This is a genomic window from Penaeicola halotolerans, from assembly GCF_016464625.1.
In the GTDB taxonomy this organism is placed as follows: Bacteria; Bacteroidota; Bacteroidia; order Cytophagales; family Cyclobacteriaceae; genus Penaeicola; species Penaeicola halotolerans.
The window spans coordinates 122,139-139,792 of sequence record NZ_JAEAGO010000003.1 but is presented as its reverse complement, the minus strand read 5'-3'; the positions used below and the strand labels follow the sequence as shown (position 1 = coordinate 139,792).

The window sequence follows — 17,654 nt, the reverse complement described above, 5'->3', positions numbered from 1 at the left end:
CTATGAGAGACGAGATAGACTATAGTGAGAAGGTAATAGAGGTCAAAGAAGTCAAAAAATCCTTTGGAGATATGGATGTGCTCAAAGGAGTAGATCTACACTTATATAAAGGAGAGAACCTAGTAGTGCTCGGTAAATCAGGCTCTGGCAAGTCAGTATTGATCAAACTAGTAGTGAGACTGCTCAAAGCAGATGAGGGAACCATAGACGTGCTAGGCAAGCGTATCGATAAGCTTTCGGTCAGAGAGATGGACGAATTGCGCTTAAAGATTGGCTTTTCATTTCAAAATAGTGCCTTGTATGACTCGATGACTGTTAGGGAAAATCTCGCATTCCCGCTTGTGAGAAACAAGAGATTGACAAGAAAGGAAACCGAAATGAAGATAGAGGAGGCGCTTGAAGATGTAGGACTTCTGCGAGCGATCAATCAGATGCCTTCAGAACTCTCTGGAGGGATGCGTAAGCGTATAGGGATCGCACGTACGCTGATCCTCAACCCTGAGATTATGCTTTATGATGAACCAACCGCAGGACTAGATCCCATCACCTGCATAGAGATCAATGAACTGATCAATGAAGTGCAAGAGAAATATCATACGAGCTCTATCATCATCACACATGACTTGACATGTGCAAAGCAAACAGGCGACCGTGTAGTGGTATTGATCGATGGGCAGTTCAAGACAGAAGGGACTTTTGAGGAAGTATCTCGTACTCAGGATCCAAATTTGAAACCGTTTTTTGACTATAACTTTATAGAATAGATGAATCCAGATCACAAAAAATCAGTCATAGTAGGCATATTTGTAGCGATTGCGCTAGCCATACTCATCTTTATGATCATCTCCTTAGGAGGTCAAAAAAAGATCTTTTCTAGTACATTCGGACTCAAGGCAGTCTTTGAAAATGTAGGTGGACTTCAAAAAGGCAATAACGTCTGGTACTCAGGTGTGAAAGTAGGTACAGTGAAGGATATCCACTTCTTAGGTGGTGGTCAGATAGAAATCGACCTCAATATCGAAGAGAAAGTCAGAGAATTCATCAAGAAGGACTCAGAGGCAAGCATTGGCTCAGATGGCCTCATAGGTAACAAGATCATCGTCATCTCGGGAGGGTCTAATGATGCACCACCAGTAGAGGATGGAGATAGGCTCAAGATCAAAGCGCCTATAGATACAGATGCACTCATGGCCAAACTTCCAGAAAACGTAGAAAACCTCACTAAAATCATTGCAGATTTGTCTATTATCATTGATGATCTAGCAGGTGGTAAGGGTACGGTTGGGATGTTACTGACGGATACAGTTTTTAGAGATGAGGTAAAACTCACTTTCTCAGAAATGAAGGCCACAGTAGCTGGAGCGAGAGCTTCATTCAATAACTTGAATAAAACCCTAAGTGCACTCAATCAAGAAGGTACACTCTTTAATAAGCTCATCACTGACCAAGAATTATATCCTAAATTAGATAGTACACTGAGTAATTTCAATGTAGCCAGTGAGCGCATTGCTAATCTTAGCCTCAACTTGGAGACAAGCTCTCAGAGACTCACTGAGTCTGATAATTTCATGGGTATGATGCTCAATGATTCAGAGTTTGCTGCCACGATCAAGCAAATGACAGAGAATTTAGAAAGCACATCAGAAAAGCTGGATACCAATATGGTGGCCATCAGACACAACTTCCTTTTTAGGAGGTATTTCAAGAGATTAGAAAAAGGTAAGATCAAATAAGACTAGAGGCTGTTTACACAAACAGCCTCCTTTTTTTAGTCCTTACTTTAAAGAAAAATCAATACAAACACAACCCATGGAAGGAATCATAGCCGGTAAGCCCGTGCAGCTTTATACACTTAAAAATAGTAAAGGGATAGAGATGACTGTCTCCAACTTTGGCGCAAAGGTAGTGACACTATTCGTGCCTGACCGTGATGGAAAGCTTGCAGATATCGTTCTAGGTTATGACAGTTTAAAAGACTACCAAAAAAGTGCTGAACCTTACTTTGGTGCTGCGATCGGTCGCTATGGCAATCGCATAGCCAATGGCGAGTTTACACTAGATGGTAAAACCTATCAGCTGGCTAAAAACAATGGCCCTAACTCGCTGCATGGTGGACCTGATGGTTTTCACAATGTCGTATGGGAAGTTGTATCAGCCACTGAGCAAGAGATCGTCTTTAGCTATACCTCAGTAGATGGAGAAGAAGGATTTCCTGGGACTTTGTCCGTATTGATGACTTATGCGCTGACTGAGGAAGGTGAGTTTAAGATCACTTATGAAGCTAGTACAGACAAGCAAACGGTTGTGAATTTGACCCATCATTCTTTTTTCAACCTCAATGGAGCTGGAAGTGGAGAGATCACTGACCATATCTTGACACTCAATGCCAGTGCTTACACACCCGTAGATAGCCTACTAATTCCTACAGGAGAAATCGCCTCTGTAGGGGGTACTCCTATGGACTTCAGATCTTCAGTAGCGATTGGTGAGCGTATAGAGGCTGATTTTCAGCAGCTAGCTTATGGTAAGGGCTATGATCATAATTGGGTTTTGGACAAAGAGGAAGCAGGAGCACTAAGTCTTGCGGCTACGGTGATTGCTCCAGCCAATGGTAGAAAAATGGAAGTATATACCACAGAGCCGGGCATACAGTTTTACAGTGGCAATTTCCTTGATGGCAGCATTACTGGGAAAGAAGATAAGGCTTACACTTTCAGGTCAGCATTATGCTTAGAGACACAGCATTTTCCTGATAGCCCTAATCAAGCTAATTTCCCTTCTACTGTTTTAAATCCTGGAGAGACTTACACACAGACTTGTATCTATAAATTCTCTGTAGTGCAATAACCCTATAGATCATCAGCTTTTGTTTAAACGATGTTTTGATTGAAAAAACATTAGGCTGTAAAACAAAAAATAGGGATATTCAAGCCATCGTAGAATTGTGCCCAAATTGAAGAATGGGTACAGATAGATTACTTGACTAAATCAAACACTATGGAATTTTCTTGGATTGATCAGGGCATTTTCATTGCCTATGGTATCATCATCATCGGTATAGGCATCTGGGTGTCTCGCAAAAACGGCAACACCTCAGAAGACTACTTTCTCGCAGGTAAGACCCTCCCTTGGTGGGCAATAGGTGCCTCACTCATCGCAGCCAATATCTCGGCCGAACAGTTTATCGGTATGTCAGGCTCTGGCTTTGCCATAGGTCTGGCGATAGCCTCCTATGAGTGGATGGCAGCTCTTACGCTGATAGTAGTAGGTAAGTACTTTTTACCGATTTTTATCGAGAAAAAACTCTATACCATCCCTGAGTTTATCGAGAAGCGATTTAGTACCAATCTAAAGACCATCTTAGCGATCTTCTGGATTGCACTCTTTGTTTTTGTCAACCTGACTTCTGTACTCTATTTGGGTGCTACAGCAATGGATACGATCATGGGTGATGGCAGTGGCGCACTTTTCCAAAAGGCGATTATAGGTCTAGCGCTCTTCTCAGCAGCTTATTCATTATATGGTGGCCTTTCGGCAGTAGCTTGGACAGATGTGATCCAAGTCGTCTTGCTAGTGATCGGTGGATTGATCACTACAGTATTTGCTTTGTCTTATGTATCAGATGGTCAAGGAGTACTAGCAGGACTTTCTATGGTGTATGAACAAGTGCCTGAGAAGTTTTCTATGATCTTAGATAAAGGAGAGATCATCACGCCTGATGGCAAAGACGCTTGGTGGGATCTACCAGGTCTAGCAGTGATCATCGGTGGTATGTGGGTAGCCAACTTATACTATTGGGGATTTAATCAGTACATTATCCAAAGAACATTAGCCGCCAAAAGTCTAAAAGAAGCTCAGAAAGGAATCGTGCTTGCAGCAGGGTTGAAGCTCATCATACCGATCATAGTCGTACTACCAGGTATTATCGCATTTGTGATGAATGTCGGTCCTGATGGGGTGGTTTCTACAGGGTCTGCAGATCCATCTTTCTTCTCTGAGACAGGTCGCATCATCAATGACAACGCAGCTCCTTGGTTGATCAAGTCATTTGTCCCAACAGGATTAAAAGGACTCGTACTAGCAGCACTTGCCGCAGCGATCGTGAGTTCTATCGCTTCCATGCTCAACTCTACCGCTACGATCTTTACGATGGATATCTTTAAGCCATACTTTGGACCAAAGACCTCTGAGAAAAACTTGGTAAATGTGGGTAGAATCTCAGCCTCAGTGGCTTTGCTGATTGCAGTATTCTTAGCACCACAGTTAAAAAATCTAGGACAAGTATTCCAATACATCCAAGAATACACTGGGGTAGTCAGCCCAGGGATCTTAGCGGTATTCATGATGGGACTCTTCTGGAAGCGTACAACCAACAATGCCGCTATCTGGGGAGTGCTACTATCTATTCCGATTGCTCTTTACTTTAAAGTAGCGCCAAATGGCTGGTCAGATAGTGCTTTATTTGTCACGATACCATTTATGCATCAGATGATGATCACGTGGGTGCTTTCTATGATCGTCATGATGATCATCTCACAGATCGAAGGCAAAGGGCAAGATCATGAAAAAGGAATTGTGATTACCAAAAGTCTTTTTGCTACTTCACCGACATTTAATATTTCATCATTCATTATCATGATTGTACTTGTAGTGCTCTACGGTATATTCTGGTAAGGATTATTTTCTATATGAGTCTTCAAAATAAGATAAAGCAAACGTATCAAAAGCGCTATGAGGGAGAACCGATCTTGATCAGTTCTCCTGGGCGTATCAATCTCATCGGAGAGCATACAGACTACAATGACGGTTTTGTATTGCCTGCTGCCATAGACAAAGAGATCGTTTTGGCTATGGGACCCAGTGGTTCGGACGAATGCAAAGTGTACTCGACTGACTATGATGCAGAGCTTACTTTTGCGATCAACGACTTCAAGCGAGTACCTTTTGGTTGGCTCAATTATATCTTGGGAGTCATCGATCAGTTCCAACAGAAAGGCTTGGCTGTACAAGGCTTCAACTGTGTCTTTGGCGGAGCGATTCCTATCGGAGCAGGTCTTTCTTCTTCTGCAGCCCTCGAATGTGGTGTTGGATTGGGTTTGGCTACGCTTTTTGGTCATGAGGTACCTAAGCTTGACTTAATCAAAATGGCACAAAAGGCCGAACATACTTTCGCAGGTGTGCAGTGTGGTATCATGGATCAGTTTGCCTCTGTGATGGGCAAAGCAGATCACGCTATCAGACTAGATTGCAGATCTTTAGCGTTTGAGTATTTCCCGATAAGCCTAGAAGGATATGAGTTTTTGCTATGTGATACACAAGTAAAGCATGCTTTAGCAGACTCTGCTTATAATACCCGTAGACAAGAATGTGAAGAGGGGGTAGACCTCCTTCAAAGATATGATATTGGGATCTCTAGCCTGAGAGATGTCACCCTAAAGATGCTTAAAAGCCACAAGGGAGAGTTTAAAGGAAAAATCTACGAAAGGTGTCGATATGTCATCGAGGAAAACCAAAGGGTCATCCAAGCCTGTGAGATGCTCGCTAAAAACAATTTGGTCAGCTTTGGTAAGTTGATGTATGCCTCACATGAGGGACTTTCTACGGACTATGAAGTGAGCTGTAGAGAACTTGATACCCTAGTGGATGCTACTAAAGACTTGCCTTATGTGCTGGGAAGCAGGATGATGGGTGGTGGCTTTGGAGGCTGTACGATCAATCTAGTCGCCTCAGCCCATGTAGAAGAATTTAAAGAACAAATGCAGGCTATCTACCAAGCCAAACATAGAAAAGAGCTACCTATCTACGAAGTGAAAATTCAAGACGGTACACGTTTAGTGACAGGTATATGAGTCAGTTTGATTTTGAAGAACATAGTCATAGGAGGTTCAATCCTTTCACTGGAGACTATGTGCAAGTTTCTCCTCACCGAGGAAAAAGACCTTGGCAAGGCCAACAAGAAAAGGTCGTAGCATCACCGAGTATTCCTTATGATCCTACGTGCTATCTATGTCCGGGTAATGATAGGATAGGAGGAAAGAAAAACCCTTCCTACACAGGACCCTACATATTTGTAAATGACTTTGGAGCCATTACCGCAGATATTCCAGACGGCAATTTAGATGAAGGAGAATTCTTCAAAGCCAAAAGTGAAAAAGGCATCTGTAAGGTACTCTGTTTTTCTCCAAGGCATGACCTGACAGTACCTGAACTATCCATCGATGAGGTGAAAGCCGTCATCGACAGCTGGCAAGAAGAGTACAAAATCCTCGGTCAAATGCCTTGGGTCAATCACGTGCAGATATTTGAAAACAAAGGGCAGATCATGGGATGCTCTAATCCGCATCCTCATGGACAAATCTGGGCGCAAGAAAGTATCCCTGATGAACCAGCTAAGAAAGCAGCGAGATTTAGCGAATACTATGCGCGTAAGGGTTCTTCGATGGTCGTAGATTATGTGCATCAAGAGCTCCAGAAACAACAAAGGATCCTTTTTGAAAATAATACTTTCGTAGCCTTAGTCCCTTTTTGGGCGGTTTGGCCTTTTGAGGCCATGATCGCTCCTAAGCTACATTTGGCGTCTTTATTAGATCTTGATGTCAAGCAAAAAAGGGACTTAGCAGCAGCCTATAGACAGCTGACGATCTTGTATGACAATCTTTTTGAAGTGTCTTTTCCCTACTCTGGCGGGATACATCAAGCTCCTACAGATGGGAAGCCCCATCCTGAGTGGGATTTGCACATGGTTTTTTATCCACCGCTACTTAGATCAGCTACAGTTAAGAAATTTATGGTAGGCTATGAGATGCTCGCTACACCACAGAGAGATCTCACAGCAGAAAAGGCAGCTGCCATCCTCAGGGATTTGCCCAAGACACACTACAAAGCAAAGGCATAAAAAAAGGACTTCGAGAGAAGTCCTTTTTTGTTATCGTGATCTTATTTGATGCCGCTAAAGATTCTACTCCAACGAATCTTACTGAAGAATGACTCATTAGGATCTATGGATAGCCAGATAAAGAGAGCTTTTCCCACAATATGATCCTCTGGTACAAATCCCCAATATCTAGAATCTAGAGAATCATGCCTGTTGTCACCCATCATGAAGTAATAGTTCTGCTTGAAGGTGTATTCAGTCACTTTCTCTCCATTGATGAAGAGTTGATCTCCTTCAGTTCTGACATCTTCTAAGCCTTCATAGTTTTTGATCACTGGGCCATACTTGATGAGGTTATCAGGCGTGAGTTGTATCGTCTGGCCTTCAGCAGGGACTTCTAGCGGGCCAAAGTTGTCTACATTCCAAGCAAACTGTGTAGAGTTAGGATAGACTTGTGTATCGATCATGCCTTCAATGCTGAGATCAAGTTCTACACCACTGATAAACTTCTCCGCTTTGAGTTTTTCGGCTGTTTCAGGAGTGGTTGAAACAGAAAATCCACCTCTAGAAAGTGGGTAGACACTGGTAATGTCATATTTGCTCCAGAAGCTTCTTGAGAGGGCTTCTTTGGTGTCTACTATGTAGTTAAACTGCATCTCAGCAGGGTTTTCACCTTTTTCACCATTGACGTAGACCTGCGTATCTTTGATCTCTATCACATCTCCAGGGATACCAATGGCTCTTTTGATATAGTTCGTCTTTAGATCCTTTGGATATTGTAGTTCTATTGGATAGTTAAACACCACCACATCATTACGCTTCACCTCACTAAAGCCAGGCAATCTATAAGATGGCAATTGGATCAAGTCTGTGTAAGAAGGGATCTCTGTACCCCAAATCTTCTGATGGGTGAGTGGGACTTGCAGTGGAGTAGTAGGTGTGCGTGTTCCATAGTGCATCTTGCTTACAAAAAGGAAATCACCCACGAGCATCGACTTTTCCATAGAGCCAGTCGGTATCGTGTATGCCTCTAGGAGTAGCCATCTGATCAGAGTAGCAGCGATCACTGCAAAGCCTATCGCATCAGCCCATTCTCTTAAGGCTGATTTCTTCTTCGTATTTTTTTTCTTCGTAGTCATTGGTTAAAAATTTAAAAAGTCATTCATTGTCAACACACCCTTTTTGTCTTTGATCCACTCAGCTACCATCACAGCACCTTGCGCAAATCCTGCCCTTGTATGAGCAGTATGCTTGATCTCGATCTCATCGATAGGAGAGTGATAAGTCACCGAGTGTGTTCCGGGTACTTCATCTATTCTCAGGGCTTCTATAGCGATATCACTTGCTTGCGGTTGTTCGGTACTCAGTTTCCAGTTGCTTTTACGACTCAGGCCATCGATGATGCCTTCTGCCAAAGTGATGGCTGTTCCGCTAGGCGCATCCTTCTTGTGTGTATGGTGGATTTCTTCCATTTTCACATCATAGTCAGCATATCTCTCCATCATCTGTGCGAGTTGTGCATTGAGTTTGAAGAAGATATTGACCCCTATGCTAAAGTTAGAGGCATACAGGAAGGTACCATTCACTTCATGGCAATAAGCTTCTACTGCTGCCTTTTTGGCTAACCAACCTGTCGTACCTGAGATGGTAGGGACGCCATTTTTCAAGCAAGCCATGATATTGTCAAAGGCAGACTCAGGCTGACTAAATTCGATGACGATATCTGTATTGTCAGGCTTGATCAACTGGATATCTGCTTGGTTTTCGATATTGATTTTGTGAGAGATACTATGACCTCGCTCCAAAGCAATGGCTTCTATGGTGCGACCCATTTTACCGTATCCTACTAAGGCTATGCGACTCATTTAAAATACAATTTGAGTGAAATAGCGGGGTAATTTTGATTGTTGAGCGCAAAGGTCTGATTAGTCGGCTCAAAACGCAAGGAGAGATCATCTGACAGGTCAAACGAAGACAAATGCGCATCTACATTAGCATCCACTATATTAAATACATAAACAACAAAACTTACTACATACAGTAAGTCTCTATTTCTTCTCCAGTAATCCACGTTTCTCCTCAGTCCTTGCTCGTTGAGGTTTGGAAATGGATTGATGGTGGTCTCATCGTCATCTATCTCAGCAAAGAGGGCTTGTCTGAAGAGTTGGTAACGATTGTCATTAAAGTCTATAAAAAAGACGATCCCTGCAGCACCTCCATAGAGGATAGGGATCTTCCAGTATTTCTCATTATAAGCTTGACCTAGTCCAGGCAAAATAGCGGATAGCAAAGCGGCCTTTTTCGGATTTTTATACTTTATAGGGAGGAAATCACCTCTTTCATAAGCCAACTTCTCTGTAGCACCTTTGAGCTGTACAGAATCCTCCGCGCTCAATACCGTCACTTCCTGAGCCAGCGCGTTTACTGTCATAAAGAAAAACCCTGTAACCAAGCACAGGATAGTGAGCAATGATAGAAGATTTTTCTTTAGAGGCATTTCAATAGCTTTGTCCGATCAAACGCAAAGATGGCTTAGAGGTTGAGAATTTCCAATATTCTATTGAGATCATCTGTCGAGTTGAAAGGAATCTTGATCTCTCCGCGGTTTTTCTCATCACTTTTGAGCGCTACTTTAGTCCCAAACATAGACGCGAGTTTTCCTTGAAGTTTGTTCAACTCATACTTCTTGACAGGGTCTAGATTATCCTGCTTTTTATCAGCCTTTTCAGTCTCAGGCGCTTCATTGAGTGCTTTGACGAGGGCTTCTACTTTTCTCACGGATAGCTCTTCTGCAAGGATCCTTTTGTAGATATCTAGCTGCTTGTCTACGTTTTCTACATTGATGATAGCCCTCGCATGTCCCATAGAGATTTTATTGTCTCTGATGCCAGCCTGAATATCTGGTGGGAGTTTGAGCAATCGCATGTAGTTATTGACCGTAGAGCGGTTTTTACCAACTCTGTCTCCCAGCTGCTCTTGCTTGAGGTTACACTCTGTCATGAGTCTTTGATATGACTGAGCGATCTCTAGGGCATTGAGGTTTTCTCGTTGGATATTTTCGATCAAGGCCATCTCTAGCATCTGCTGATCATCCGCAGTACGCACATAAGCAGGGATACGATCCAATCCTGCTAGTTTAGACGCTTGGAATCTACGCTCGCCAGAGATCAGTTGGTACTCATTAGGGCCGAGTCTTCTGACGGTGATCGGTTGGATGATACCCTGTACTTTGATGGAATCAGAAAGCTCTTGTAGGGCTTCCTTGTCAAAGTGGATCCTTGGCTGATAAGGGTTTACTTGTATTTCCTTGAGTGATATTTCATTGATATTAGAAACAGCAGGTGCAGGAGTGTTTTCCGAACTTCTGAGGTTCTTTTCAGAAGGGGTATCTTTGAGAAGCGCTCCTAGACCTCTGCCTAGCGCACTTTTCTTCACTGGTTTTTTATCACTCATTGCCTTACTTTTTTTGTTCTGTTCCATTTTTTTCAACGATCTCTGTCGCCAAATTGAGGTAAGCGATGGCACCTTTTCCCTCGGCATCATGCGCGATGGCAGGTAGACCAAAGCTAGGAGATTCGCTTAGCTTTACATTTCTTGGGATGATCGTTTCAAACACCATGTCTTTGAAGTGTATTTTCACCTCTTCCACTACTTGGTTAGAGAGTCTGAGGCGGACATCATACATGGTTAGGAGGATACCTTCTATTTCTAGGTCTGGGTTGAGCCTAGTTTGGATGATTTTGATCGTGTTGAGGAGCTTGCCGAGACCTTCTAGGGCGAAGTACTCACACTGTACAGGCACGATCACCGAGTCAGAAGCCGTGAGGGCATTGATCGTGATGAGACCTAGGGAAGGGGAGCAGTCGATGATGATGAAGTCATAGTTGTCTTTGACTAAAGCCAAGACTTCACGCATCTTTTCTTCTCTATTGGGCAAGTTGACCATCTCTACCTCTGCACCGACTAAGTCTATGTGAGAAGGGAGGAGGTCTAAGTGTTCTATTTCAGTAGCACGGATGATGTCATTGATATCAACTCCATCCACCATGCACTCATAGATACTCTTATCGATTTCTTTTGGGTTGTGCCCTAGACCACTAGTTGTATTGGCCTGAGGATCAGCATCCACTACGAGTGTTTTATATTCTAATACCGCTAAGCTGGCAGCCAAGTTCATGGCAGTAGTAGTTTTTCCTACTCCACCTTTTTGGTTGGCGATTGCTATGATTTTACCCATTCGGATGTCAGATGTTAGTTTTTTCTCCAATTTTTAAAATATGCAACTGCTTGCCTGCTTGCTTTGCAGCTGCTTTGATGGCTTCATGATCCACTTTGATATACCCAAAGGTATCGTAGTGCATTCCGATGATCTTGTCAGTTTTGACAAAATCAGCCGCCTTGATCGCATCATGAATATCCATCGTGAAGTTATCCCCAATCGGTAGAAAAGCAAAGTCTATATCATAAGACTCTCCGATCAACTTCATGTCATAAGTCAATGCTGTATCGCCAGCATAGTAAAACGTCCCTTGCGCTGTCTCTATGACGAAACCCGCAGGATTGCCCCCTGAAGCGCCATCAGGCAGTGTGCTAGAGTGGATCGCATTGACCATCTTGACGGTACCAAAAGGTAGCTTGAGCTTGCCTCCATGATTCATCGGATGGTAATTACTGATCCCTTTATTAGCAAACCAAGTAGCAATCTCAAAATTGGCAATCAGCTTAGCCCCAGAGGCTTTGGCAATCTGCTCCACATCTGCTACGTGATCCGAATGACCATGTGTCACCAAGATGTAGTCAGGCTTGATCATGCTGATATCGATGTCCTTTGCTAGCTCATTTGCACTGATGAATGGGTCAAAAAGGACCTTTTCTCCAGCTATATCTAGTAAAAAGGTAGAATGTCCATAATATGTCAATCCTATCATTTGGTTCAATATAGTTTGATTTGGGATAAATTTCGATGTTTACAAAGATATGAGATTAATCGAAACATAATAAAAATTCTTTTCCACAGCACATTGTGGATAGCTTTTGAGAAGCCCTTTAGGATTGATTAGTAGGGGATTAGCACGTAAAAAGGGATGCTTTGCAGCATCCCTCTCGACTTATTTTTTCTTTTTGCTTTCTTCCGCTTGCTTCATCGCTTCTTCGATGCGCTGCTGGAATTTTGATTTTTTCTTGTTCACATTTTTCTTTTTGTTCTCTTCCAGTTTCTGTCTGATTTTGTCATCATCTACAAACTTTCTGATGATGGACTGCTGTCCGAAAGTGATGATGTTAGACACAAAGTAGTAGAAGCTCAAGGCTGCTGGGAAAGAGTTCAAGACGAACATAAACATCACTGGCATGATGTAACCAATGTTTTTCATCGGTCCAGACACGCTACTTACCTGATTGTTTGACCAAGTATAGAGGATCGTAGAGGCTGTCATGAGGAGTGTAAACAAACTCACGTGGCTACCATAGAATGGAATCTCAAACGGCAGTCTCAAAACAGAATCGTAAGTCGATAGATCGGCTGCCCATAGGAATGGCTCTTGTCTCAACTCAATCGAGTTAGGGAAGAAGAAGAACATCGCAAAGAGGATCGGCATCTGAAGCAATAGCGGGATACAACCACTCAATGGATTCACACCTACCTTGCTATATAGCGACATTTGCTCCTTCTGCATCTTAGCAGGATCATCTCCAAACTCTTCTTTCAGTTTGTCCAACTCAGGCTTGAGTACTTTCATCTTGGCCATAGAGATGTATGACTTGTATGAAAGTGGCAGGAGCACCAGTTTGATCAAGATCACCATGATGATGATGATGATCCCATAGTTGCCGATAAAGCGCTCTAATATCTGGAAGATATTGATGATGATGTACTTATTGACCCAAGAGACGATCGGATAACCTAGGTCTACGTTTTTCTCAAAGTCAGGACTTACCTTCTTGAGGATCTTGTAGTCGTTTGGACCAAAGTAAAAGCTGTAGTTAGTCTTGTTTTCTCTAAAGTCTGTCAAAGCTACTTGGTATGTAGCCTGCATGTCTTTTACTGAAAGAGTGTCACTAGGCGTAGTTTTGCTGATGGCAGCTGACTTCAAGCCGTTTTCTGCGATCACTGCTGTGGTGAAGAACTTTTGTTTGAAAGCTACCCACTTCAATGATTCACTGATAGACTCGTCATCACTCTCGGAAGTTGAGCTCAAGTAGTCAAAGTCACCAGCCGTTGTGTAATAGTTGATTGTAGCTTTGCTGCGAGACTCCTTCAAGTCCATCTCCTGCTTTTTCAACTTGTTTTTCCAAGTCCAAGTCAGGTTTTCCCCTGTGAACTGATTGGCTACTCCATTATTGACTAAGTTGTAATCCACTACATAGCTGTCGCCATAGAGTTTATACTGCTGGATCAGCTGACCGCCATTTGGCAGGGTGGCTACAAAGTCGATCTGTACGGAATCTTCTCCAGTGATCGTCTGATCGATTTGACTTGTTTGAAAGTAAAGATCTGATAGGTCGATTGTCCCATTTGGTGTCTCTACTGTCCAGTTCATCTCAAAGGAGTTTTCATCCAAGAGGATCAAAGGCTGCTTGTCCCAAGTAGTAAATTCCTTTAGCTCCACTTGAAGGAGTTTCGCTCCTTTAGTTGAGAAAACATAAGAAGCTAGATCATTTTCTACAGTGAACTGCTGCTCTTCTCCTGAAGCCAAAGAAGCTAAAGCACCGTACTGCTGTACCAAAGCGGCACTGGCAGCACTGCTATCTGGCAGTTGCGTAGGGGCAGTCGGTTGATCTGTGGCTGGACTGATGCTCGTCTCTGTCTGTGCAGCAAGTGGTTCTGCTGGCACTTCAGGACTAGAGGCAAAAAAGTAAGAGTAAACTAATAAGAGTACTGCAAATAAAACTAAGCCCGTGGCTTGATTTCTATCCATGATTCAAGGATTAATTATTAATTATTTTTCTTTTTCTGAAAATCTAAAGCAGCCTTTACAAATCGCACAAATAATGGATGTGGATTCAGTGCCGTGCTGCGGTACTCTGGGTGATACTGTGTGCCGACAAACCATGGATGGTCTTTTAGCTCTACGATCTCCACCAGTTTAGTATCAGGATTGATGCCTGTGGCCATCATGCCATTGGCCTCATAGTCCTTTAGATACTTGTTGTTAAATTCAAATCTATGTCTGTGGCGCTCAGTGATGTGCAACTTTCCATAAGCACTGGCTACCTTACTTCCCTTTTTGAGGTCACAAGGATAAGCACCCAATCGCATAGTTCCACCAAGTTGGGTGATTTTTTTCTGTTCCGCCATCATGTCGATCACTGGATGAGGCGTATTTGGATCCATCTCCGTAGAGAAAGCTCCCTCCAGTTTGAGTACATTTCTGGCAAACTCCACTACGGCTACTTGCATCCCTAGGCAGATTCCAAAGAAGGGGATTTGCTGCTCACGGGCAAATTTAACCGTTTCTATTTTTCCTTCAATACCACGCTCTCCAAAACCTGGCGCCACTAATATACCATCAAGTTCCTGAAGTTGTTTGGCAACACAGTCCTTATCGATGTCTTCTGAGGAAATTAATTGCAGGTCTACCTTACATTCTGTCTCAGCAGCAGCATGGGTAAATGACTCTATGATAGACTTGTAAGCATCTGGTAGGGATACGTATTTTCCGATCAAACCTATTTTGACTTCATTGAGTGGGTTTTTGAGCTTGCCTAAAAATATCCTCCAGTCTTCTAAGTTAGTATTTTCTTTTGTGCTGAGTTTAAGTTTTTTCATCACGCGCTCATCTAGCTTTTCTTTGCGCATGAGGAGAGGCACATCATAGATGGTATCTGCGTCCATGGCCTCGATCACACAGTTGAGTTCTACGTTGCAGAAGAGGGCGAGCTTGCGCTTCACATCTGTCGGTAGGGTGTACTCTGAGCGGCAGACAAGGATGTCTGGTTGGATCCCTGCTTCGAGCAACTGCTTTACAGAGTGCTGGGTAGGCTTGGTTTTCAGCTCCTTAGCAGCCTTAAGGTAGGGGATGAGTGTCAGGTGGATCACGAGGAAGTTATTGGCACCTACGTCCCATTTGACTTGTCTCACAGCTTCTATAAAAGGAAGAGACTCGATGTCACCCACGCAGCCACCGATCTCGGTGATGATGACATCATATTTCTTCGTTTTGGCTAGTTTGTAGAAGTTGGCTTTGATCTCATCCGTGATGTGCGGGATCACCTGTACCGTCTTGCCGAGGTATTCGCCATTACGTTCTTTGGTGATCACGTTGTTGTAGATACGACCTGTAGTGACGTTGTTTCCTTGGGAAGTGCTCTCATTGAGAAAGCGCTCATAGTGACCAAGATCAAGGTCGGTCTCAGCGCCATCATCAGTCACATAACATTCGCCATGCTCATAAGGATTGAGTGTCCCTGGGTCGATGTTTAGGTAAGGGTCAAACTTTTGAATGGTGACAGATAAGCCTCTGGCTTGTAGGAGTTTGCCGAGAGAAGAAGCGATGATGCCTTTGCCTAGTGAGGACGTAACGCCCCCTGTGATGAAGATATACTTGGGATGATCCATAAGTTGTTTGCGTGGTAGTAGATGTAAACTTATGGGATGTAAAATTAGGGATTATTTCAGAATATTCTTCGCTTTTGAGCAAATATAAATGAGACTATTTGCGCAAATGCTCTACGCTAAAGGGGATAGCTGGCTCTGATATACCTGCTGAGTCAGGAAATATCTGGCCACTATTGGTTAGTCAAATCACTCATTTGCTGGGGGATGGCTGTCATGGGTACATGGAAGACAAATGCTACATCCAGTACCTGTATCTGGGTATTCTTTTGATTATTGATAGGTGAAGGGGATTTCTGCTTGTTCGATTGCTGATCATCCTGTATTATTGTAAGCTTATTGGATCATGAATGGCAATCGCCTTAGCACCAACCACATGAAAATTTTGATCACCGGAGGAGCCGGATTTATAGGAAGTAATATCGTAGAAGCCTGTTTAGCAGATGAGCGCATCACCTTGGTGCGGGTGCTAGACGACCTCTCCAATGGCTATATAGAAAACGTCCAGCTTTTTGAAGGACACCCTAAGTATGAGTTTATCAGGGGTTGTATCACCAACTATGATACTTGTGTGCAAGCCATGCAGGGCATAGACCGCGTCTGTCATCAGGCCGCGCTAGGATCAGTGCCACGCTCGATCGAAAATCCTATGCGTACCAATGAAGTCAATATCGGAGGTTCCGTGACGGTGATGAAAGCTGCCCAAGCGATGGGAATCGATCGGGTAGTACATGCCTTTTCAAGTTCTACCTATGGGGATTCTAAGGAATTGCCCAAGGTGGAAGAACGTATCGGTAAGCCGCTCTCGCCCTATGCGGTGAGTAAGTTTGCTTGCGAGTCTTATGCAGATGTTTTTTACAAGACCTATGGGCTCAATTTCGTAGGGCTGCGCTATTTCAATATCTTCGGACCGAGACAAAGTCCGACCAATCCCTATGCCGCGGCTATTCCGCTTTTTTGTCAAGCCTTTATCGAAGACCGACAGCCAGTAGTCAATGGTGATGGCAGCCATAGCCGTGATTTTACCTTTGTGCAGAATGCGGTGCAAGCCAATATGCTCGCGCTCTTTACGGAAGATGCTGCTGCGCTCAATCAGGTGTACAATGTTGCCTGTGGGGATCAGATTACGCTCAAGGAGATGATCGAGATGCTGCAAGAGATCAGTGGCAAGGACATTCAACCGATCTATGGCCCAGAGCGCATCGGAGATGTGAAGCATTCTAAGGCCGATATTACCAAGATTCAAACACTCTTACACTACAAGCCTCAAGTGAGTTTCAAAGAAGGTTTGAAGCAGGTATATGCCTGGTATGTGAAGCAAAGCCAGGTTTCTGCATAAAGATTCTGATCACCAGGAATGCAGCAATAATCGTAGAGACGTCCATTTATGGCGTCTCTTTTACATTTAGCTAATCGTAAAATGTCTCCTGAAGGGAGGGGATATCTCCATAGTAATAATCCTGTATCGGTAACGTCATTACGAGCGAAAGCGAAGTAATCTAGTGTCATTCAGTAGGTACCTAGATTGCTTCGGGTCAAGCCCTCGCATTTACCTCCCAAAGGGACGGACTGCCTTCCAGAGGGAGGATGACGTACCCTGTCTGCATTGTCATACCGCACGTGCGGTATCTCGGAGTAGCGCATTTAAAGAACAATCGTAGCCAGCTGGGCGCTTAATATATCAGTTGAAACGATAAATTACCGTACACTGTCTCGTCTTCGCGGTGGGCCGCCAAAATACCGAGGGTGCGTTGGCCATGAGGGGAGGAGGATTATTTTGGCTTGTCTTTTTGGTTCTTTTTTGGCTAAGAAAAAAGAACAAGAAGCACAAATCATATACTGTCTGCGACCAGCTAGTAGCGCTAGGACAATGGCATTTCTGCTTCGGGATGCTTCCTATCGTCAGGGTGACAAAACGGGCATTTGTGTTTCAAACGATCATTTTAGACCCAGAATGGGTCACATGATTATAGCTCGAAGATAGCAGATAGTTGACGACCCCGCCTGCCTCCTGCAGGGAGGAAGGTGGTCGCATAAATAATTCATGTTGACCTAACTGGATTGCTTCGGGTCAAGCCCTCGCATTTACCTCCCAAAGGGACGGACTGCCTTCCAGAGGGAGGATGACGTACCCTGTCTGCATTGTCATACCGCACGTGCGGTATCTCGGAGTAGCGCATTTAAAGAACAATCGCAGCCAGCTGGGCGCTTAATATATCAGTTGAA

At 43.6% G+C, this 17,654-nt stretch carries 15 protein-coding genes; 7 read left to right on the top strand and 8 right to left on the bottom strand.

The features are described 5' to 3' along the window. Positions 1-2 precede the first annotated feature (2 nt). From I5349_RS08230 to I5349_RS08205, 6 genes are all read left to right on the top strand, one after another. Positions 3-764, top strand: coding sequence for an ABC transporter ATP-binding protein (locus I5349_RS08230; RefSeq protein ID WP_226390279.1), 762 nt, complete (start codon positions 3-5; stop codon positions 762-764). Further along, positions 765-1,733, top strand: a complete 969-nt coding sequence (locus I5349_RS08225) for an MlaD family protein (protein ID WP_226390278.1) — start codon at positions 765-767, stop codon at positions 1,731-1,733. It begins immediately after the preceding gene. Positions 1,734-1,809: 76 nt separating this feature from the next. Further along, complete coding sequence (locus tag I5349_RS08220; protein ID WP_226390277.1) at positions 1,810-2,847, top strand: aldose epimerase family protein; 1,038 nt, start codon at positions 1,810-1,812, stop codon at positions 2,845-2,847. A gap of 150 nt (positions 2,848-2,997) precedes the next feature. After that, on the top strand, positions 2,998-4,674 hold the full coding sequence (locus tag I5349_RS08215) for a sodium/sugar symporter (RefSeq protein WP_226390276.1): 1,677 nt from the start codon (positions 2,998-3,000) through the stop codon (positions 4,672-4,674). A gap of 14 nt (positions 4,675-4,688) precedes the next feature. Then, positions 4,689-5,849 carry a galactokinase gene (locus I5349_RS08210; protein WP_226390275.1) on the top strand — a complete coding sequence of 387 codons (1,161 nt, stop codon included), beginning with the start codon at positions 4,689-4,691 and terminating at the stop codon, positions 5,847-5,849. Continuing rightward, on the top strand, positions 5,846-6,895 hold the full coding sequence (locus I5349_RS08205) for a UDP-glucose--hexose-1-phosphate uridylyltransferase (RefSeq protein WP_226390274.1): 1,050 nt from the start codon (positions 5,846-5,848) through the stop codon (positions 6,893-6,895). Before I5349_RS08210 ends, I5349_RS08205 begins: the two co-directional genes overlap by 4 nt. Positions 6,896-6,936: 41 nt before the next feature. Here the strand turns inward: I5349_RS08205 and lepB are convergent, their stop codons facing one another. The 8 genes from lepB to pyrG all read right to left on the bottom strand — a co-directional run bounded on the left by lepB (position 6,937) and on the right by pyrG (position 15,431). Then, on the bottom strand, positions 6,937-8,013 hold the full coding sequence (lepB, locus tag I5349_RS08200; protein WP_226390273.1) for a signal peptidase I: 1,077 nt from the start codon (positions 8,011-8,013) through the stop codon (positions 6,937-6,939). A 3-nt stretch (positions 8,014-8,016) separates the two neighbouring features. Further along, the gene (gene dapB / locus I5349_RS08195) at positions 8,017-8,739 is read right to left on the bottom strand and encodes a 4-hydroxy-tetrahydrodipicolinate reductase (RefSeq protein ID WP_226390272.1); all 723 of its coding nucleotides are present in this window, start codon (positions 8,737-8,739) and stop codon (positions 8,017-8,019) included. Continuing rightward, positions 8,736-9,305, bottom strand: coding sequence for a DUF5683 domain-containing protein (locus I5349_RS08190; protein WP_226390271.1), 570 nt, complete (start codon positions 9,303-9,305; stop codon positions 8,736-8,738). Before I5349_RS08190 ends, dapB begins: the two co-directional genes overlap by 4 nt. Before the next feature lie 101 nt (positions 9,306-9,406). Continuing rightward, positions 9,407-10,327 (bottom strand): ParB/RepB/Spo0J family partition protein, encoded by a 921-nt coding sequence (locus I5349_RS08185; protein ID WP_226390270.1) that lies wholly within the window; start codon positions 10,325-10,327, stop codon positions 9,407-9,409. Between the two features lie 4 nt (positions 10,328-10,331). Beyond that, the gene (locus I5349_RS08180) at positions 10,332-11,111 is read right to left on the bottom strand and encodes a ParA family protein (RefSeq protein WP_226390767.1); all 780 of its coding nucleotides are present in this window, start codon (positions 11,109-11,111) and stop codon (positions 10,332-10,334) included. A 7-nt stretch (positions 11,112-11,118) separates the two neighbouring features. Continuing rightward, complete coding sequence (locus I5349_RS08175) at positions 11,119-11,802, bottom strand: metal-dependent hydrolase (RefSeq protein ID WP_226390269.1); 684 nt, start codon at positions 11,800-11,802, stop codon at positions 11,119-11,121. A gap of 180 nt (positions 11,803-11,982) precedes the next feature. Then, positions 11,983-13,791: a membrane protein insertase YidC gene (gene yidC / locus I5349_RS08170; protein WP_226390268.1), complete on the bottom strand. Its 1,809-nt coding sequence runs from the start codon at positions 13,789-13,791 to the stop codon at positions 11,983-11,985. Between the two features lie 17 nt (positions 13,792-13,808). Beyond that, positions 13,809-15,431, bottom strand: a complete 1,623-nt coding sequence (gene pyrG / locus I5349_RS08165) for a CTP synthase (RefSeq protein ID WP_226390267.1) — start codon at positions 15,429-15,431, stop codon at positions 13,809-13,811. Between the two features lie 373 nt (positions 15,432-15,804). Between pyrG and I5349_RS08160 the strand changes: the two genes are divergently transcribed. Beyond that, positions 15,805-16,767, top strand: a complete 963-nt coding sequence (locus I5349_RS08160; protein ID WP_226390266.1) for an SDR family oxidoreductase — start codon at positions 15,805-15,807, stop codon at positions 16,765-16,767. Positions 16,768-17,654: the final 887 nt, after the last annotated feature.